Annotated in this window: 17 protein-coding genes; 8 read left to right on the top strand and 9 right to left on the bottom strand. The window is 70.0% G+C overall.

Going from position 1 to position 19,044, the window contains the following annotated elements; translation table 11 throughout:
• Window positions 1–1,132: LCP family protein (locus ACPYOG_RS07940; protein WP_481293693.1), on the top strand; the 1,132-nt coding region annotated here is incomplete at its 5' end.
• 122 nt (window positions 1,133–1,254) lie between these two features.
• On the opposite strand, the gene ACPYOG_RS07935 is transcribed toward ACPYOG_RS07940, so the two are convergent.
• Window positions 1,255–2,397, bottom strand: a complete 1,143-nt coding sequence (locus tag ACPYOG_RS07935; RefSeq protein WP_481293692.1) for a 5-(carboxyamino)imidazole ribonucleotide synthase — start codon at window positions 2,395–2,397, stop codon at window positions 1,255–1,257.
• Between the two features lie 118 nt (window positions 2,398–2,515).
• Here ACPYOG_RS07935 and ACPYOG_RS07930 point away from each other — a divergent pair, with 118 nt between their 5' ends.
• The gene (locus tag ACPYOG_RS07930; protein ID WP_481293691.1) at window positions 2,516–3,115 is read left to right on the top strand and encodes a GtrA family protein; all 600 of its coding nucleotides are present in this window, start codon (window positions 2,516–2,518) and stop codon (window positions 3,113–3,115) included.
• Here the strand turns inward: ACPYOG_RS07930 and ACPYOG_RS07925 are convergent.
• Window positions 3,077–3,634, bottom strand: a complete 558-nt coding sequence (locus ACPYOG_RS07925; protein WP_481293690.1) for a PH domain-containing protein — start codon at window positions 3,632–3,634, stop codon at window positions 3,077–3,079. The two genes, ACPYOG_RS07930 and ACPYOG_RS07925, sit on opposite strands and share 39 nt — an antisense overlap.
• 6 nt (window positions 3,635–3,640) lie before the next feature.
• Window positions 3,641–4,402 (bottom strand): biotin--[acetyl-CoA-carboxylase] ligase, encoded by a 762-nt coding sequence (locus ACPYOG_RS07920; protein WP_481293689.1) that lies wholly within the window; start codon window positions 4,400–4,402, stop codon window positions 3,641–3,643.
• Window positions 4,403–4,496: 94 nt separating this feature from the next.
• Between ACPYOG_RS07920 and ACPYOG_RS07915 the strand changes: the two genes are divergently transcribed.
• The gene (locus tag ACPYOG_RS07915; RefSeq protein ID WP_481293688.1) at window positions 4,497–6,119 is read left to right on the top strand and encodes an acyl-CoA carboxylase subunit beta; all 1,623 of its coding nucleotides are present in this window, start codon (window positions 4,497–4,499) and stop codon (window positions 6,117–6,119) included.
• Entirely contained in the window at window positions 6,116–6,364 is a 249-nt protein-coding gene (locus ACPYOG_RS07910) for an acyl-CoA carboxylase epsilon subunit (RefSeq protein WP_481293687.1), read from the top strand. Before ACPYOG_RS07915 ends, ACPYOG_RS07910 begins: the two co-directional genes overlap by 4 nt.
• Before the next feature lie 440 nt (window positions 6,365–6,804).
• Here the strand turns inward: ACPYOG_RS07910 and ACPYOG_RS07905 are convergent, their stop codons facing one another.
• From ACPYOG_RS07905 to ACPYOG_RS07890, 4 genes are read right to left on the bottom strand one after another with little or no spacing between them, the layout of a single operon-like run.
• Window positions 6,805–7,827, bottom strand: coding sequence for a hypothetical protein (locus ACPYOG_RS07905; RefSeq protein WP_481293686.1), 1,023 nt, complete (start codon window positions 7,825–7,827; stop codon window positions 6,805–6,807).
• Window positions 7,824–9,131: a sensor histidine kinase gene (locus tag ACPYOG_RS07900; RefSeq protein ID WP_481293685.1), complete on the bottom strand. Its 1,308-nt coding sequence runs from the start codon at window positions 9,129–9,131 to the stop codon at window positions 7,824–7,826. The genes ACPYOG_RS07905 and ACPYOG_RS07900 overlap by 4 nt, the downstream gene beginning before the upstream one ends.
• Window positions 9,118–9,777 (bottom strand): response regulator transcription factor, encoded by a 660-nt coding sequence (locus tag ACPYOG_RS07895; protein WP_481293684.1) that lies wholly within the window; start codon window positions 9,775–9,777, stop codon window positions 9,118–9,120. Before ACPYOG_RS07895 ends, ACPYOG_RS07900 begins: the two co-directional genes overlap by 14 nt.
• Window positions 9,778–9,824: 47 nt before the next feature.
• A complete protein-coding gene (locus ACPYOG_RS07890; protein WP_481293683.1) occupies window positions 9,825–11,138 on the bottom strand; it encodes a class I SAM-dependent RNA methyltransferase in 1,314 nt (437 codons plus the stop codon).
• Between the two features lie 24 nt (window positions 11,139–11,162).
• Here ACPYOG_RS07890 and ACPYOG_RS07885 point away from each other — a divergent pair, with 24 nt between their 5' ends.
• Both ACPYOG_RS07885 and ACPYOG_RS07880 read left to right on the top strand, forming a co-directional pair.
• On the top strand, window positions 11,163–11,795 hold the full coding sequence (locus tag ACPYOG_RS07885) for a Maf family protein (RefSeq protein WP_481293694.1): 633 nt from the start codon (window positions 11,163–11,165) through the stop codon (window positions 11,793–11,795).
• A gap of 100 nt (window positions 11,796–11,895) precedes the next feature.
• Window positions 11,896–13,656: an acetyl/propionyl/methylcrotonyl-CoA carboxylase subunit alpha gene (locus tag ACPYOG_RS07880; protein ID WP_481293682.1), complete on the top strand. Its 1,761-nt coding sequence runs from the start codon at window positions 11,896–11,898 to the stop codon at window positions 13,654–13,656.
• 238 nt (window positions 13,657–13,894) lie between these two features.
• Here the strand turns inward: ACPYOG_RS07880 and ACPYOG_RS07875 are convergent, their stop codons facing one another.
• Both ACPYOG_RS07875 and ACPYOG_RS07870 read right to left on the bottom strand, forming a co-directional pair.
• A complete protein-coding gene (locus ACPYOG_RS07875) occupies window positions 13,895–14,284 on the bottom strand; it encodes an endonuclease domain-containing protein (protein WP_481293681.1) in 390 nt (129 codons plus the stop codon).
• A gap of 688 nt (window positions 14,285–14,972) precedes the next feature.
• Complete coding sequence (locus tag ACPYOG_RS07870) at window positions 14,973–16,409, bottom strand: NAD(P)H-quinone dehydrogenase (RefSeq protein ID WP_481293680.1); 1,437 nt, start codon at window positions 16,407–16,409, stop codon at window positions 14,973–14,975.
• An 83-nt stretch (window positions 16,410–16,492) separates the two neighbouring features.
• Between ACPYOG_RS07870 and ACPYOG_RS07865 the strand changes: the two genes are divergently transcribed.
• Together ACPYOG_RS07865 and ACPYOG_RS07860 are read left to right on the top strand one after the other, a co-directional pair.
• A complete protein-coding gene (locus tag ACPYOG_RS07865) occupies window positions 16,493–17,326 on the top strand; it encodes a purine-nucleoside phosphorylase (protein WP_481293679.1) in 834 nt (277 codons plus the stop codon).
• Window positions 17,323–19,044 (top strand): phospho-sugar mutase, encoded by a 1,722-nt coding sequence (locus ACPYOG_RS07860; RefSeq protein WP_481293678.1) that lies wholly within the window; start codon window positions 17,323–17,325, stop codon window positions 19,042–19,044. Before ACPYOG_RS07865 ends, ACPYOG_RS07860 begins: the two co-directional genes overlap by 4 nt.

Genomic DNA, 19,044 nt, shown 5'->3' with positions numbered 1-19,044 from the left:
GCTCTTCACCCAGTCCGGCAGCCTCACCCTGGTCCAGGCGCTGCTGATCGCCTACGCCGTCCTCTGGGTGCTGCTCACCCTCGACACGCTCCGGCTGGTCCGGCTCGTCCGCACGGCGCCGAACTCGCGCGGCTGGATCGCCGCCTTCTCGGTGCTCGTCCTGGTCGGCATCACCGGAACGGCCGGGTACGCGTCCGTCGTCGCCGGATCCGCCCGCGGCGCCCTGGGCGACATCTTCTCCGCGGCCGCGTCCCAGCCTCCCGTCGACGGCCGCTACAACATCATGCTGCTCGGCGGCGACGCCGGCCCCGACCGGCAGGGGCTCCGGCCGGACAGCATGTCCATCGTCAGCATCGACGCGGACACCGGCCAGGCGGTCACGATCGGTCTGCCGCGCGACCTCGACCCCGTGCCGTTCCCGAAGACCTCGCCCCTCTACAAGGAGTACCCGGACGGCTACGGCTACCACGACCGCTGCGACGTCGATGTCTGCCAGCTGAACTCCATCTACACCGAGGTGGAGTCGTACAAGGCCGGGCTGTACCCCGACGCGAAGAAGAACAACAGCGAGCCCGGAATCGAGGCGATGCGGGACGCACTCGAAGGCGCCACGGGGCTGACCATCCAGTACTACGTCCTCATCGACATGCAGGGCTTCGCAGACCTCGTGGATGCGCTCGGCGGCGTCGACATCACTGTGAAGGAGCGCATCCCGATCGGCGGCGACGAGAACCTCAACGGCGTGGTGGAGTGGATCGAGCCGGGTGCCCGCCATCTCGACGGCTACCACGCCCAGTGGTACGCGCGAGCGCGCCACGGCACCAGCGACTACGACCGCATGGCGCGCCAGCGGGAACTGCAGGACGCCATCCTCAAGCAGGTGAACCCCGTCAACGTGGTGACCAAGTTCCAGGACATCGCGAAGGCCGGCACGCAGGTCATGAAGACCGACATCCCGCAGTCGATGCTGGGTTACTTCGTCGACCTGGGGATGAAGACGCGCCGGCTCCCGGTGCAGCAGCTGGAGCTGGTCCCTCCCACGATCGATCCCACCCAGCCCGACTACACGCAGATCCGGACGCTGGTGCGCCAGGCCCTGCATCCCGCCTCGGCGAAGCCCGCGGGTTCCTGACTTGCCTGGGTATCGAAGGAGATCGGGTGCCGAATCTCCTTCAGTTGGCAGTAGTGAAGGAGGTTCGAACAGCTTGCGTTCGAACCTCCTTCGCTAACGGGCGCTCGCTGGGTGCCGGATCGTCAGCCCTCGAAGAACGCGGCGGCCGCACGTGCACGGCCGAGGACGTCGTCGAGGTCCTCGCCGCCGACGACGGTGACGTGACCGACCTTGCGGCCCGGCCGGGGGTCCTTGCCGTAGCCGTGGAACTTGGCCTCGGGATGCGCGGCGAGCGCCGCCGGGTACCGGTCGGCCAGAGTGCCTTCGGCCGGGCCGCCCAGGATGTTGACCATCACGGACCAGTCCGCCCGCGGCTCCGTGGAGCCGAGCGGGAGGTCGAGCACCGCCCGCAGGTGCTGCTCGAACTGGCTGGTGACGGCCCCCTCGATCGACCAGTGACCGCTGTTGTGCGGCCGCATGGCCAGCTCGTTCACCAGGAGCCGGCCGTCGGTCGTCTCGAACAGCTCGACGGCGAGCACGCCGGTGACCCCCAGCCCGTCCGCGATCCGCCGTGCAATGTCTGCGGCGGTCTCCGCTTCCCGGCCCGTCGTCCCGGCGGCGGGGGCGATGACCTCCGCGCAGACGCCGTCTCGCTGCACGGTCTCCACCACCGGCCAGGCGGCCACCTCACCCGAGGGCCTGCGGGCCACCAACTGCGCGAGCTCGCGACGGAAGGGCACCAGCTCCTCCACCAGGAGCGCTCCCCCGCGGCCGTCCTCGGCGAGCGCCATGAACCAGTCGTCGGCGCCGTCGGGATCGGACACGACGCGCACGCCCTTGCCGTCGTAGCCTCCCCGCGCCGTCTTCACGACCGCGCGGCCGCCGTGCCCGGCGAGGAACGCTCCCAGCTCGTCGGCCGACTCCACGGCCGCCCACTCCGGGACCGGGAGTCCGAGCTCGCTGAGCTTCGCCCGCATCTGCAGCTTGTCCTGCGCGTACAGCAGCGCGTCCGGTCCGGGATGCACCGGGATGCCACGCGAGACCAGCTCCCGGAGGATCGCCGGAGGCACGTGCTCGTGGTCGAACGTGATGACATCCACCGTCTCGGCGAAGGCCAGCACGGTGTCCAGGTCGCGGTAGTCGCCCACGCCGGTCGCGGCAAGATCCGCGCTCATTCCTTCCGCTTCCTCCAGCACGCGGAGCTCCAGGCCCAGCTCGATCGCCGGAGGGATCATCATCCGGGCCAGCTGGCCGCCGCCGATCACTCCGATGATCTGACTAGTCATGGACCGTCCACTCCTCTGATACTTTTCATGCTGGTAGGGCGAAATTCACAGGAACGGGAAACGTGATCCGCGTACTGTGACACGCATTGACCATCTTCGCGCATCTTCAGGTAGGGGCATGACGATCGAGACGAGCACGTCGGCGCATCACGCGCGACTCCTTCCGCAGCTGATCAAATTCGGCGCGGTCGGGGGCGTGGGGTTCGTGGTGAACCTCGTCGTCTTCAACGGGCTGATGATCTTCGTGCTGCAGGCCGTACCGCACAAGACCCTGTACGCGACCGCGATCGCGACGCTCGTCGCCATCGGCACCAACTGGCTGGGCAATCGCTACTGGGCCTTCTCCGGCACGCGCAACGAGAACGCCACGCGCGAGGGCGTCGAGTTCTTCATCGTGAGCCTGGCCGGGATGGCGATCCCGCTGGCGTGCGTGTGGGTCTCGCACTACCTCCTCGGCCACCACAGCCTCCTCGCCGACAACATCTCGAACAACGTCATCGGGCTGGCGCTCGGCACGGTCTTCCGCTTCGCGTTCTACCGGTGGTGGGTCTTCTCGCCGCGTCGCTCGACCGCCCGCGCCGGGCGCGCCGGCAGCAGCGAGCGCCTGACCGGGATCTCCGCGGGCCCGCACGTCCCCGCCCGCGTGATCCGCGAGAAGGCGCCGATGACCGGCTCGACGCTAGCGACTACCCCAGACCGTGGTCTCGTCGGTGACTGACTCCGACTGCTGACGCCGGACCGCCACGACCGTCTGGGAGTGGTCCATCAGCTCGGACAGCGCACGCTGCACCTGGTCCGCCTTCGGCACGTCCTTCAGCACGACCGGATGATCGAGGCCCGAGTTGATGAGCACATCCCCGGAGCGGAATACGCTCTGCAGCCACGTCCGCCGCACGCTCACGTCGTAACCGCGGCTGTGCAGCAGCTCCTGCCGGACCCGGACGAAGAAGCCGTGCCGGATGATCAGCCGGCGGGTCGTGATCGTGTACCGGCGGCTCAGCCATGCGGCCAGCGGCAGCAGGAAGAGCAGGAGCACCACCGCCGCAACGGACGACCAGAGGAGCACCACCTCCCAGACCTCGCCGACCCGGCCGGCCAGGAAGCCGAGGGCGCCGGCGGTGAGGATGAGCACGAGGCTCGGCCAGAACAGCCTCCGGGCGTTCGGCCGCAGCCGGGCCACCACGCGCTCGGGTGGCTGGGCGGGCTGCGCTGGGGTCCCGTCCGGGCTGCTGGTCATGGTCAATTAATACCTCAGGTGGGTCACGTCGCCGGCCGCGACCGCGGTGCGGCCCGTATCCGACTCGACGATCAGCCGGCCGTGCTCGTCGATGCCGACCGCTGTGCCGAGCAGGTCGTCGCCGGAGGGCAGGTGCACGCGCACTGCGCGGCCGATCGTGTGGCAGGCCTCCGCCACTTCGTCCCGCAGAGCGCTGCGAAGGGGATCACCCTCCGCGGAGAGGAACTCCCTGTACAGCGTGGTGAGCTGGATCAGGTACGCCGAGAGGACGCGGTCGGCGTCGATCCCCTGCGCGCCGGCAAGGGCGAGAGACGTGGACGTCTCGGTGGGCAGCTGGTCGCGGGTCTGGGAGAGGTTGACGCCGGCTCCGAGGACCAGGCCCGACATCCCGGGCAGGAGCTCGGCAAGGATCCCGCAGACCTTGTCCCCCTCGATGAGGACATCATTGGGCCACTTGACCTGCACCCCGCCGGGGACCAGCGGGTCGAGTGCGCGGCTCATGGCGAGGCCGCCGAGCAGCGGGAACCAGCCGAACGATGCGGGAGGGAGTCCGACGGGCTTGAGCAGCACCGAGATGGCGAGCGCCGTGCCGGGCGGCGTCACCCAGGTGCGCCCGAGCCGTCCGCGGCCGCCCGTCTGGTTCTCGGTCACCAGTACCGCGAGGTCCGGGAGATCGCCGGCGCGGGAGCTCAGGACGTCGTTGGTCGAGCCCGCCTCGGGCAGCACTTCGAGCACGGGGACGAGGGAACGGCTGCGTTGGAAGTCCACGGTCCCAGTCTCTCGCACTGGGCCGGTCCGCCAGGGCTGGGCGGCGGATTTGTAGGGTTTCGTCAACGGCGCGGCCATTCGGCTGGCCGGTAGAGTGAACGGCGTGACCGACACCGAACCCCGTCAGGCCGATCAACTGCCCGACGTGACCACCACCGCCGGAAAACTCGCCGACCTGAAGGCGCGGTTCCACGAGGCCGTGACTGCGAGCGGCGAGGCCGCGATCGAGAAGCAGCACGCGAAGGGCAAGCTGACCGCCCGGGAGCGGATCGAGCTCCTCCTCGACCACGGATCCTTCGTCGAGTTCGACGAGTTCGTGCGCCACCGCACGCACGCCTTCGGGATGGAGGCCAAGCGCCCCTACGGCGACGCCGTCGTCACCGGCGTCGGCACCATCCACGGCCGCAACGTCGCCGTCTTCAGCCAGGACTTCACGATCTTCGGAGGCTCGCTCGGCGAGGTCGCCGGCGAGAAGATCATCAAGGTGATGGACCACGCCCTCAAGACCGGCGTGCCCATGATCGGCATCCTCGACTCCGGCGGCGCCCGCATCCAGGAGGGTGTCGTCGCCCTCGGCAAGTACGGCGAGATCTTCCGCCGCAACACGGCCGCCTCCGGTGTCATCCCGCAGATCTCGATCGTGATGGGCCCGGCCGCCGGCGGTGCGGTGTACTCCCCCGCCCTCACCGACTTCGTCATCATGGTCGACAAGTCCAGCCACATGTTCGTCACCGGTCCCGACGTCATCAAGACGGTCACGGGCGAGGACGTCGGCTTCGAAGAGCTCGGCGGCGCCCTCACCCACAACAAGATCTCGGGCGTCTCGCACTATCTGGCGAGCGACGAGGAGGATGCGCTGGACTATGCGCGCACCCTGATCGGCTATCTCCCGCAGAACAACCTGGCCGAGCTCCCCACCTTCCAGGCGGAGCCGGAGCTCGAGATCACGGACGCGGACCGCCGGCTCAACACCGTCATCCCGGACTCCCCGAACCAGCCGTACGACGTCAAGACGATCATCGAAGGGATCGTCGACGACGGCGAGTTCCTCGAGATCCAGCCGCTCTTCGCACCGAACATCGTCATCGGCTTCGCTCGGGTCGAGGGCCGCTCCGTCGGGATCGTCGCCAACCAGCCGAGTGCCATGGCCGGGACGCTCAACATCGACGCCGGCGAGAAGGCGTCGCGGTTCGTGCGATTCTGCGACGCGTTCAGCATCCCGATCCTGACCCTGGTGGATGTGCCCGGCTACCTTCCGGGAACGGACCAGGAGTGGACCGGCGTCATCCGCCGCGGCGCCAAACTGCTGTACGCGTATGCCGAGGCGACGGTGCCGCTCGTCACGATCATCACGCGCAAGGCCTACGGCGGCGCCTACATCGTCATGGGCTCCAAGCAGCTGGGCGCGGACATCAACCTGGCCTGGCCGACGGCCGAGATCGCCGTCATGGGCGGACAGGGCGCGGTCAACATCCTGTACCGCGGCGAGATCAAGCGCGCCGAGGAGGCCGGTGAGGATGTCGCGGCCGTGCGGACGAAACTCGCCAACGAGTACACGTACAACGTGGCGAGCCCCTTCCTCGCGGCAGAGCGCGGCGAGCTCGACGGCGTGATCGAGCCGGCGGCAACGCGGGTGTCGGTCATCAAGGCGCTGCGGGCGCTGCGTACCAAGCGGGCGACGCTGCCGCCCAAGAAGCACGGGAACATCCCGCTGTGAGCGGCGCCCACGTCCGGTCCGACTCGCCGCTCGATCCTTCGCAGCTGCGGTTCCTCACACGCGGGGTGACGTCGGAGGAGGTCGCGGCGGTGACCGCTGTGCTCACCGCTGCCGCCGCCGCGCAGGCGGCCGCGGCGAAGGAGGCGCGGGCCGAGTCCGGCCCGGATGCCTGGTCGCGTTCGCAGCGCGCCCTGCGCGCGGAGCTGCGCCCGGGTCCCGGCGCCTGGCGCTCGTTCTCGGGCTGAATCGCTCGTTGTACCCCGGTCGCGGCGTCCCCCGAGTGCGGGGCACCCGGATTTTCGCGGTGCGCCTCGAACGGGGGCCGCTCCGTGTCCCCCAGTGTCCTCCAAAATGACGACTATGTATTTGCTGGGAGGGGCGACAATATGGTTATTGCTAGGTGTCTCTCCTCGTGAGTACACCGCCAAACACTCGCCGACTAGGGTAAGCGGGCGAGTGCTTTGGGGGCGAGTCAGGGCGATATTCGGGTTATCGCCCTGACTCGGGGTTTGAAAGGGGCCGACAATTCGGGTGTCGGCCCCTTTCCCCATCTCGGGGCCTATGGCCGTCAGCGATTCGTCACGAATGTGCTCTCCCAGCGCCGCAGAGCGACCATTCGTCACGAATGTGCTCTCCCAGCGCCGCAGAGCGACCATTCGTCACGAATGTGCCGGGGTCAACCGCGTCAGGCGACGGGACGCGGGATCTCCAGCCACAGGTCGACCTCGTCGTCGTCCGACTCGGCGCCCAGCGCGTTCGCCGCACCGTCGTCCGACATGCGCAGCCCCACGACCGTGACCGCGGTCTCCGAGGAGCGCGGCACGGTCCGGATGATCAGCTTGTCCGTCGTGGTCCCCCGGATCGCCTCGGCCAGCCGGTGCAGCACCGACTCCAGACCGCGAGGGTCGAGGTCATCGATGCCCCCCTCGTCCAGCAGGCTGACGACCACGCCGCGGCGGCGCGCATCCATCACCTCACGGCGGACATCGTCGTTGAGGAGGCGCCTGCCGCGGATCTCGTCGCGGATCGCGCCCTCCAGGTAACGGCACTCGCGCCGCTCGGCCTCGGTCAGGTCGCCTCCGCGGCGGACGATCTCGGCGAGCATGGGAGCGGCCACACGGTACGTCTGACGCAGGCGCAGCTGACGCTCCATCACGTGCGCCTCCTGGGCGGCCTGCCACTCGGTCGCCTCCCGCTCGGCGCGGGCGAACTGGAGGGCGTCCCGTCCGGCCTTCGCGAGCGATCCGGAGATCACCACCGCGACGCCGACCCACACCACGGACCCGACGACGCCGAGACCCGCCAGAGCCCCCGGGCCCGCCCAGACCACGGTCTGAACAGCGAGGAAGCCGACGCCCACCCAGGCGACGACCTGACGTCGGCGCACGGCGCAGATGGTCATCAACGTGCCGACCGCTGCCACGTACCAGGTGGCGTAGCCGTTGTCCTTCGACGCGTCCAACTGGCTGGTCACCAGGATCGGGATGACGACGCAGACGGCGAGGTCGAAGGCGGCGAGCCAGAGCGGCATCTTCGTGGGACTGGTCGGCCACAGAGTGACCACCGTCGCGACCGCGTAGAGCACCATCGCCACGATGGCCGGCCCCGCCATGCGCGGCGTGGACAGCGACGAGAGCGCGAGGAAGAGGTGATAGGCCGAGAAGAGCGCTCCAAGGCTGAGGAAGAGGACACGGTTGAGGGCGATCATGCGTCCACCTCGGGCCCGGGACCCGCCACAGCCTCGCGCACCGCCGCCTGCCCGGCGGAGACGCCCAACGGCTGCTCATCGGAGGCGGGCCACAGGATCGTCACCGTCGTGCCCTCGCCGGGCTCCGACTCGATGCGCGCACGGCCGCCGACCTTCGCGATCCGGTCGCGGATGCTGATCCGGAGCCCCAGCCGCTCGGCCGGAACCTCCGACTCGGTGAAGCCGCGCCCGTCGTCCCGCACGACGACCTCGACGCTCGACGACGGCCCGCCGCCTCGGAGGGAGACACTCCGCTTCACGCCGCTCGCACCGGCGTGCTGCATGCTGTTCACCATCGCCTGCACGGTCGCCGAGTAGACGGCCTCCGCGACATTGGCCGGAAGATCGTGGTCCTCGACGTCGTGGACTTCCACCACGAACGGCGACGAGAACGCGTTCGCCGCCGTCACCAGCCGGTCGGCCAGCCGGTCCAGGCTGTCGACGGACTGGTCCTCGGGGGTCGCCGCCTCGGCGGCATGGAGGTGCCCGATGGCGTCGGCGGCCATGGCCGCGGCGAGCTCCTTCTGCTCCGGGCTCCGGGCGGACGCCGCCGAGAGCAGTGTGGTCAGGACGCTGTCGTGCACGATCGCATCCACCTGGACCCGCTCCACCTCGGTCGCGTGCTGGCGCACAGCGGTGGCGTAGCGGGCGAGAGCCTGGCTCTGGGCAGCATCCACCGCACTCGATGCCTGACGCATCATGGTGATGATGGCGAGGATGACGCCGCCGAGGATGACAGCGTAGATGGTGTCGAGGGCGGCCAGTTCGAATCCGGCTCCGCCGCCCTCCGGAAGCGCCCGCACGACGCCGTAGGCGATCGGCGCGACGAACGTGTAGACGACCGCGAGCCACAGCGGGTAGGCGACGGCGGCGAACGCCGTGAACACGGAGCAGAGGAACCAGACCCACGGCTTGTCGTTGGCGAAGGCGCTCGGATGCTCGGCCAGCAGCGGCCAGGTGACGATCGCCGCGAGATACACCACGGACAGCACGCCCATCGTGATCTTCACGCCGCGCTGCACGATCGCGAGGACCACGGTGAGGGCCAGTCCGCCGAAGATGGCGACCATCGCCACGATGCCCCAGGGCTCGCGCAGATCGCGGAGCTGCCCCAGCGCGCTCGGGAGCGTCTGCAGCCCGAAGACGAGACCGAAAGCGGAGACGGTCCGGTCGGAGATGCGCTCGATCCGCGCCCGGCTCAGAGGGTTGCGGGGTTTCGCCTGCTCCAGCGGAAGCCCCGGCCGGACCCCGCTAGGAGCGCTCATTGCCCGTCTCGGGATCGAGCCCGGGAAGGATGCCGTCCTCCACCGCCCGGCGGAGCAGGTCCACCTTCGTGGGAGCGGGACGACCCACCTCGACGTACTTGACGCGGATGCGATCCAGGTACTCGCGTGCGGTGGAGTTCGCGATGCCCAGCTGCATGGCCACGGCCTTCAAAGGCAGGCCGGAGGCGTAGAGGTGCAGCACATCCCGCTCACGGCGGCCCAGCTGCGCCTTCGCGAAGTCGCTGTCGGCGTCGATGGCGGTGGCCCACTCCAGGTTGTTGAGGACGTCGCCACGCGCGACGGTGGCGATCGCGCTGATCACCGTCGTCGTCGGCGAGGACTTCGGGATGACCCCGGCGGCACCGGCGGCGAGCGCCTCGCGGACGCTGGCCACGCGGTCGGCGATGCTGTGGACGAGGACGGCCGCCCCGGTCGCCTGCGAGCGCTTCACATTGTCCGTGACCTTCGAGCCGTCGCCGAGCGACAGGTCGAGGACCACGACGTCGCACTCCTGGGAGCCGAGCTGGGACACGAAGTCGTCCACCGTGGGCGCGGTGACGAGCACGTCGTACCCCGCGTCCTGACAGGCTGCCTTCAGCCCAAGACGCACGGACTCGTGATCGTCGACGATTGCCACCCGCACCATGTTGACCATCGTAGGGGGTGAAGGCATTTTCGTCGGCGAGCATGCATTCAGCGCGTCAGCGTGGCGACCGCCTCCAGATGGTGCGTGTTCGGGAAGAGGTCGAACGCGCGCATCCCGCGGAGGCTGTAGCCGTGACCGGAGAAGAACGCCAGGTCGCGCGCCAGGGCGACCGGGTCGCAGGCGACGTAGACGACCTGCGCGGGGGCGAGAGCGGCGATCGCGTCCACCACTTCGCGGCCGGCGCCGGAGCGCGGAGGATCGAGCACGACCGTCGCCGCATGCAGCCGGGCACGCTCGGCGGCGGAAGCGTCGGCGGCGAGCCGGGAGACGTAGCGCTCGACGCGGTCGGTGACGGCGGAAGCCCCCACCCACTCGGCGAGGTTCTCGGCGGCGTCGTCGGTGGCGGTCTCACTGCTCTCGACGGAGGTGATGCGGAGGGTCTGGCCGAAGCGGTCGCCCAGTGCGGCGGCCAGCAGCCCGACCCCGCCGTACAGGTCGAGGTTGGCTGCGCGCGGGTCGAACAGCGCCTCGTCGACGGCGGTCTGCACGGCCCGCGTGAGGGTCTGCGCCGCGCCACGGTGGACCTGCCAGAACCCGCGGGCGTCCAGCCGGAACTCGCGGTCGCCGACCCGCTCGCGGATGGGAACGGGCCGACGGCGGGGACGGACGGTGCGCCGGCCCGACCGCACGGGAGCGTCATTGACCAGGACGTGCGAGGTCCCGAGACCGGTGGCGACCACATCCACCGATTCGGCGCCCGCGAACGACTGGCCGAACGGCGTCGACTCCTGGACGAGGCCGGTCGCGAGGGGCAGGTCGGAGACCGGGATGACGCTGTGCGAGCGGGCGGCGTAGGGGCCGATGCGACCGTCGGCGTCGACCTGCAGGCGGACGCGCGTGCGCCATCCCGTGCCGTCGGCGGTCTCGCCGTCGACCGGTTCCACCTGGAGCGGGCCGCCGTCGGGCCCGAGCGTCGCGATGGTGTCCGGGGAGAGGCGGCCGGTGCGCTGCAGCGCATCCTCGATCACCCGGCGCTTGAGCTCGCGCTGATGCTCGAGGCGGATGTGCCCGAACTCGGCGCCGCCGGCGCGCTCTGCGGGCGGACGCTCGAGCGAGGCGGCGCTCCACACGTGGGGCTGCCGCTCGGGCGACGGCTGGACCACCCTGACGACCTCCCCGCGCCAGAACCGCTCGTGGCTGGTGTCCGCGATGCGGGCGCGGACGCGCTCCCCCGGCATCGTGTCGGGCACGAAGACGACGCGCCCCTCGTGGCGGGCGACGAACACGCCGCCGTGGGCGACGTTGGTAATGTCGAGTTCGACCTCGTCCTTCGGGAGGTCTCCCTCATCCTTCTGGGGCATCCTTCGAGCATCCCACAGGTGACCATGCGTCTGTACCTCGCCTCCACTTCGCCCGCGCGGCTGGCTCTGCTGCGCGCCGCGGGCATCGAGCCGGTGATCGTTCCCTCCCACGTCGACGAGCCTGCGGCGGTCGCCGCCGCCGAGGCGGAGCACGGGCCGCTGGACGCTCCCACCATGGTGCAGCTGCTCGCCCGCCTGAAGGCGGAAGCCGTTCGCGGAAGCCTCGACGGCGAGCCGATCGACGGCCTCATCCTCGGCGGGGATTCGGCTTTCGCGATCGGCGGCGCCATCCACGGCAAGCCGCACCTTCCCGAGGTCGCCCGGGAACGGTGGCAGCAGCAACGCGGGCGCACCGGGATGCTGTATTCCGGCCACTGGCTCATCGATCACCGGGACGGCCGCGAGAACGCCGCAGCCGGGTCGGCCGCCGTCGCGTCGGTGACGTTCGCCGACGTGACGGACGAGGAGATCGAGGCCTACGTCGCCAGCGGAGAGCCGCTGGAGGTAGCGGGCGCCTTCACGATCGACAGCCTGGGCGGCCCCTTCATAACGCGCGTCGAGGGCGACCCGAGTACGGTGGTGGGCCTCTCGCTTTCGACGCTCCGCGAACTCGTCCGGGAGCTCGGCTTCTCGTGGACCTCGCTCTGGAATCGCTGACGAAACCGCTTGTCGTTGTAGGCTGCCGAAGCTTCCGATCGTCCATTTTTGTGAGGATCGACCAAATCCCGTTCGATATCGAGCAATAGGCTAGGGAACTGTGCCACGTATCACGAAGGTTTTGATCGCCAACCGCGGGGAGATCGCCGTCCGCGTCATCAGGGCGGCGAAGGACAGCGGGATCGCCTCCGTCGCCGTGTACGCGGACCAGGATCGCGACGCCGTTCACGTCCGCCTCGCCGACGAGGCCTACGCCCTGGACGGCACGACCAGCGCCGAGACGTATCTGGTCATCGACAAGCTGCTCTCCGTCGCGCGCCGTTCCGGCGCAGACGCGGTGCATCCCGGCTACGGCTTTCTTGCCGAGAACGCGGACTTCGCGCGTGCTGTCATCGCGGCCGGCCTGACCTGGATCGGTCCATCGCCCGAGGCCATCGAGCGGCTGGGCGACAAGGTCTCGGCCCGCCACGTGGCGGAGAAGGTCGGAGCGCCGCTCGCTCCCGGAACCCTGAACCCCGTGGCTGACGCGGCCGAGGTGCTCGACTTCGTCGACGTGCACGGCCTCCCCGTCGCCATCAAGGCGGCATTCGGCGGTGGCGGTCGTGGCCTCAAGGTGGCCCGCACCCGCGAAGAGGTCGCCGAGCTGTTCGAGTCGGCCACCCGCGAGGCGATCGCGGCGTTCGGTCGCGGCGAGTGCTTCGTCGAGAAGTACCTGGACCAGCCCCGCCACGTCGAGACGCAGTGCCTCGCCGACGCGTACGGCAACGTCGTCGTCGTCTCGACACGCGACTGCTCGCTGCAGCGCCGGCACCAGAAGCTCGTGGAGGAGGCGCCTGCGCCGTTCCTGACACCGGAGCAGACCGAGAAGCTCTACACATCCTCCAAAGCCATCCTCCAGGAGGTCGGCTACCAGGGCGCAGGCACCTGCGAGTTCCTCATCGGCAAGGACGGGACGGTGTCCTTCCTCGAAGTGAACACCCGTCTGCAGGTGGAGCACCCCGTCTCGGAGGAGGTCACCGGCATCGACCTCGTGCGCGAGCAGTTCCGCCTCGCTGAGGGCGGCGAGCTCGACTACGACGACCCCGCGCCGCGCGGCCACTCCTTCGAATTCCGCATCAATGGCGAGGACGCCGGTCGCGGCTTCATCCCGTCGCCCGGTCCGGTCCACGTCTTCAAGCCGGCCGGCGGTCCGGGCGTGCGCGTCGACAGCGGCATCCAGGCGGGCGATGTCATCAGCGGCGCCTTCGACTCCATGCTGGCGAAGCTCATCGTCACGGGTTCCAGCCGCGAGGAGGCCCTGGAGCGCTCGCGTCGCGCCCTCGACGAGTTCGAAGTCGCCGGGCTGCCCACCGTGCTCCCGTTCCACCGCGCGATCGTGCGCGACCCGGCGTTCGCGCCGCAGGACGGCGAGCCGTTCTCGGTGTACACCCGCTGGATCGAGACCGAGTGGACGAACGAGATCGAGCCCTGGTCGGGCGAGCTGACCGACCAGCCCGGCTCGGAACGCCGCAACAGCGTCGTGGTGGAGGTCGAAGGGAAGCGCATCGAGGTCTCCCTCCCGGCGAGGCTGCTCAGCGGTGGCGCAGCTGAGGCAACCCCCGCTGCCCCCCGTCGCCGAGGCGGTTCGCATGCGGTGGACACCGCCACCGGCGACTCCGTCACCGCACCTATGCAGGCGACGGTGGTCAAAGTCGCCGTCGAGGACGGCGACCCGGTGGTGAAGGGCGACCTCGTGCTGGTCCTCGAAGCGATGAAGATGGAGCAGCCGCTGACCGCCCACAAGGACGGCACCGTCTCCGGCATCAACGCGACCGTCGGCGACACCGTGTCCTCGGGGCACCTGCTGCTCAACATCGTCTAGCGCGCGCGTCGGCGTCGTCCATCGTCGCTCCGGCGCCCGGGCTAGCTCCAGCGCCCGGGCTAGCTCCAGCGCTCGCGACGGCATCGTCGCTCGCGACGGCATCGTCGCTCGCGTCGGCTCCAGCACGCGCGTCGGCATCGTCCCTCGCGTCGGCTCCAACACGCGCATCGGCATCGTCGCTCGTTGCCAACGGAGGAGTTCTCCGCGCAAACTCGTCGTTCTTCCTCCGCATTGGGCATCAGGCTGTCCGTGATCCACTTATCTCCTCCCTTTCCGCCACCCGCACACCCCGTTCGATCGTCGCGACGACCTTCTCGGGACTCTGCAGCACCTCGCGGGCCGAAAACCGCATCCACCGGGCTCCCAGAAGAGCCAGGCCGGTGTCACGCTGCCGGTCGCGCTCGAAGGCTGCGCGTCCGCGGTGGAACTCGTAGCCGTCGACCTCGACGTACAGGACTCCGTCGACCCGCGCATCCACTCGGCCGATTCCGGGCACCGCGATCTGCTGTTCCACGAAGTGATCGCGGGCGATGAGCCGCTGACGGAGGAGGGATTCGACCCCGGAATCGGAGCCCGGCCGGGCGAGCTCGGCCACGTTGCGCGATCGCTGCGGCTCCCTCTGGAACACCCTGCATAAGCCGGATCGCGTGATGCAGCCGGAAGAGATGGCTGTGTCGAGCACGGCGACTGCGGTCTCCTGATCGGTACATCGGACCACGCTCCGAAGGCAATCGGCCAGGGAGACCCGCCAGATCTCCTCCTGTCGTTCGCTTCGACTCCAGTGGCGGACCTGCGTGGCGTCCGCGCTCCCCGGCCTTCCCGCGTGCGGGGGCATCCTGAGGTGCGTACGAACGTCGGTCCCGCCCCACAGTCCGTAGCTTCGCGCGGCCGTCACGCACGAGAGCTTCGCACCCGCGCGAACGGCGGAGACCAGCGGCTCTGCAGCATCGGGCAGCACGTAACGACCAGCTCGGGGTCGAACGAGACGGCCCGCGGCGACGGCGTTCCTCAGCGCGCGCTCCGTGGCGCCGGCTGCTCGAAGCTGACGCACGGACGCAGCGCCGCCGAGCCGCCTCAGTTCTGCCATCCAATCCATGGCTTCCATGGTGCGAGAGCCGACGCGCGAAGTGGCGGCCGGCCAGGAATCTGTTGATAAGCCTGTCGGCCAGGAATCTGTGGACGAGTAGCCGACCAGAAATGTGCGGATAGGGGGCCCGTGGGAAACGGAGGAGTTCTCGGTCCGACACGCCCCGCCGCACGGGTTCGGGAGGCGTTCAGCCGACGATTTCGGTCACACCACCTCCCTTTCCGACGCGTCAGAGGACGATGTGCATGGCCCGGGCGGCGTCGGTGATCGATCCGGACAGGGACGGGTACACCGTGAACGCCCGGGCGACCTGGTCGACGGTGAGCCGCTGTTCGACGGCGAGCGCGAGGGGGAAGATCAGCTCGGAGGCGCGCGGCGCCACGATGACCCCGCCGATCACCGTTCCGGAGCCCGTCCGCGCGAACAGCTTCACGAAGCCGTCGCGGATGCCGAGCATCTTGGCCCGCGGATTGGATTTGAGAGGCAGCTTGTAGATGTCGCCCTGGGCGATGCCCTCCTCGATCTGCTTCTGGCTCCAGCCGACCGTGGCGATCTCGGGCTGCGTGAAGATGTTGGAGCTGACGTTGCGCAGCTCGATCGGGTTCACGGCGTCGCCCATGGCGTGGAACACCGCCGTCCGGCCCTGCATCGACGCGACCGAGGCCAGCGGCAGCGAGTCCGAGCAGTCGCCGGCCGCGTAGATGTTCGGGATGGAGGTGCGGGCCACCCGGTTGACCCGGATGTGACCGGACGATGCCAGCTGAACCCCGGCCTGCTCCAGCCCGATCCCCGCCGTGTTCGCCACGGAGCCGACCGCCATGAGGCAGTGCGAGCCCTCGATCGTGCGGCCGTCCGTCAGGGTGGCGACGACGCCGTCCTTGGTGCGGACCACGGATTCCGCGCGCGACTTCGACAGCACCTGCATGCCGTTGCGCTTGAACACGTTCTCGATCACGCGGGCCGCATCCGCATCCTCGCCCGGGAGAACCTGATCCCGCGACGAGATCAGCGTGACCTTCGACCCGAGTGCCGTGTACGCCGAGGCGAACTCGGCGCCCGTGACGCCGGACCCCACCACGATCAGGTGAGCGGGCACCGAGTCGAGGTCGTACAGCTGCGTCCAGGTCAGGATGCGCTCCCCGTCGGGCTCGGCGGAGGGCAGGATGCGGGGGCTCGCGCCGACCGCCACGACGATCGTGTCGGCCTCCACCCGGTCGAAGTCGGTCCCGGAATCGCCCTTGGACGTCGAGACGATGACCGCGCTCGCGCCGTCGAGCCGGCCCTCCCCGGTCACGATCCGGACGCCGGAGCGGACCAGCTCGGCGCGCATGTCCTCGGACTGCTGACGTGCGAGGCCCATGAGGCGCTTGTTCACCGCGGCGAGGTTGACGGCGATCTCCGGGCGGGCCGGCTTGCCGTCCTCGCCGCGGGAGTAGAACTGGACACCGAGGTCGGCCGCTTCGGCGAGCGCGTTGGTCGCCTCGGCGGTGGCGATGAGGCTCTTCGAGGGCACGACATCCGTGATCACCGCCGAGCCGCCCACTCCGGACCGCTCCACGATCGTCACCTCGGCACCCAGCTGCGCGCCCGCGAGGGCCGCCTCGTAGCCGCCGGGGCCGCCGCCGAGGACCGCGATGCGCTGCTTGCGCTCGAATTCATACGCCATGCGCACCATTCTTCCGTATGGCCCGCACCGATGCGCACGCGTCCGGATCCGGTGTGGAAAGCGGCGCTCAGTAGAGTTGCCTCATGCTCGAATCCATCACCAACCCGCTCGACGACCCCGCCGCCGATCCGTTCGAGGTGGCACGGCAGGCGGCCGCCCAACTGGCCGAGAAGACCGGAGTGGAGCGCCACGACATCGCGCTCACCCTGGGCAGCGGCTGGGGCAGGGCCGCTGACCTCATCGGAGAGACGGTCGCGACCATCCCGGCCACCGGGATCGTCGGCTTCAGCAAGCCCGCGCTGGAGGGCCACGTCGGGACCCTGCGCTCGGTCCGGCTGCCGAACGGCAAGCACGCGCTGGTGATCGGCGCGCGCACCCACTACTACGAGGCGCACGGGGTCCGCCGGGTCGTCCACAGCGTGCGCACCGCCGCGGCCGCCGGTGCGACGACGATGATCCTCACCAACGGCGCCGGCGGCATCAAGGAGCACTGGAAGCCGGGCACGCCCGTCCTGATCAGCGATCACATCAACCTGACGGCGGATTCGCCGCTCGAGGGCGCCACGTTCATCGACCTGACGGACCTGTACTCGAAGCGGCTGCGCGACCTCGCACGCACGATCGACCCGACGCTCGACGAGGGCGTCTACACGCAGTTCCGCGGGCCGCACTACGAGACGCCCGCCGAAGTGCAGATGGCGAAGGCGATCGGCGGTCACATCGTCGGGATGTCCACGGCCCTCGAGGCGATCGCGGCACGCCAGGCGGGGATGGAGATCCTCGGCATGTCGCTCGTCACGAATCTGGCCGCGGGCATCCAGAAGACGCCCCTCAGCCATGAAGAGGTCATCGAAGCGGGTCGCGCCGCCGAGCCGGTGATCAGCGCCCTCCTCGCCCGGATCGTGGAGGCACTGTGAGCGGGACGACCCTGGGCGAGCCGAAGGGCACGCCGCAGCTTCTCGCCGAGGCCCGCGCCTGGCTGGCGCAGGACCCGGATCCGGAGACCCGCGACGAATTGGATGCGCTCATCGTCGCCGCCGAGGCCGGCTCGGCCGAGGCGGTCGCCGACCTGCACTCGCGATTCGACGAGCGCCTCGCGTTCGGGACCGCCGGCCTGCGCGGCGCGATCGCGGCCGGCCCCAACCGGATGAACCGCGTGCTGGTGGCCCAGGCGGCCGAGGGCTTCGCACGCTGGCTGCTCGACCACGCCGAGGGTAGGACTCCATCGGTCGTGATCGGCTACGACGGACGGAAGAACTCCGACGTCTTCGCCCGCGACACCGCCGAGCTGATGGCCGGCGCCGGCATCCGCGCCGTCCTGCTCCCCCGCCTGATGCCGACGCCGGTGCTGGCATTCGCCGTCCGCCATCTGGATGCGAGCGCCGGCGTCATGGTCACGGCCAGCCACAACCCGCCCAACGACAACGGGTACAAGGTGTACCTGGGCGGCGAGAACCACGGTTCGCAGATCGTCTCCCCGGTCGACGCGGAGATCGCGGCGCACATCCTCGAGGTCGCGGCGGGAAGCGTCGCCGACCTGACGCGCTCCGACCGCTACGAGGTCGCCTCCGACGACATCGAGCAGGCGTACATCGACGCGACGGTCGCCGTCGCCGCTTCGGGCGCTGCGCGCGACGCCGTCTCGTTGGTCTACACGGCGATGCACGGCGTCGGCTGGCGCACCGCCCGTGAGGTGTTCGCGCGCGCCGGGTTCGCCTCCCCGACCCCCGTGGCCGAGCAGATCGACCCGGACCCCGCCTTCCCGACGGTCGCCTTTCCGAACCCCGAGGAGCCGGGTGCGATGGACCTCTCCTACGCCACCGCCCGGGAGGCGCGCGCCGACCTGATCATCGCCAACGACCCGGATGCCGACCGGCTCGCGGTGGCCATTCCGGATACCGGGAGCGCCGACGGCTACCGACGTCTCTCCGGCAACGAGGTCGGAGCGCTGCTCGGCTGGCGTGCCGCCGAGCTCGCCAGCACGCCCGGCGGCGACCGGGGACCCTTCGGCACGCTCGCTTGCTCCGTCGTCTCCTCCCCGGCCCTCGCCGCGGTCGCCGGCGCGTATCGCCTCGACTTCGCGGACACCCTTACGGGCTTCAAGTGGGTGTCGCGGGCGCCGGGTCTGATCTACGGCTACGAGGAGGCGCTCGGCTACCTGGTGAACCCCGAGACGGTGCGCGACAAGGACGGCATCTCGGCCGCTGTCGCCTTCCTCGACCTCGCGAACGACCTCGCCGCGCACGGCGTGACCATCGCCCAGCACCTGGACGCCTTCGCCGAGCGGTTCGGTTTCTTCGCCAGTGACCAGATCTCCCTCCGCGTGACCGACCTGGCGCGGATCGCGGAGATCATGGCCGCGCTCCGGGCGACTCCCCCGAGCCATCTGGGCGACATCCGGGTCCAGCAGATCGACGACCTGCGCGACGGCTTCGGCGGGCTGCCTCCGAGCGACGTGCTCCGCATCCTGCTCGAGGACGGCTCCCGCGTCATGGTGCGCCCGAGCGGCACGGAGCCGAAGCTCAAGATCTATATCGACGCCTCGAGCGACGAGGGAACAGTGGAGGAGCGCCGCGCGACGGCGACCGCCCGCGTCGCCGCCCTCGCCGAGGCGATGCGGGTGCTCACCGCCTGA

Source organism: Leifsonia sp. HAY1-4F (genome assembly GCF_056755275.1).
This window is presented reverse-complemented; position numbering and strand designations above follow the sequence as displayed.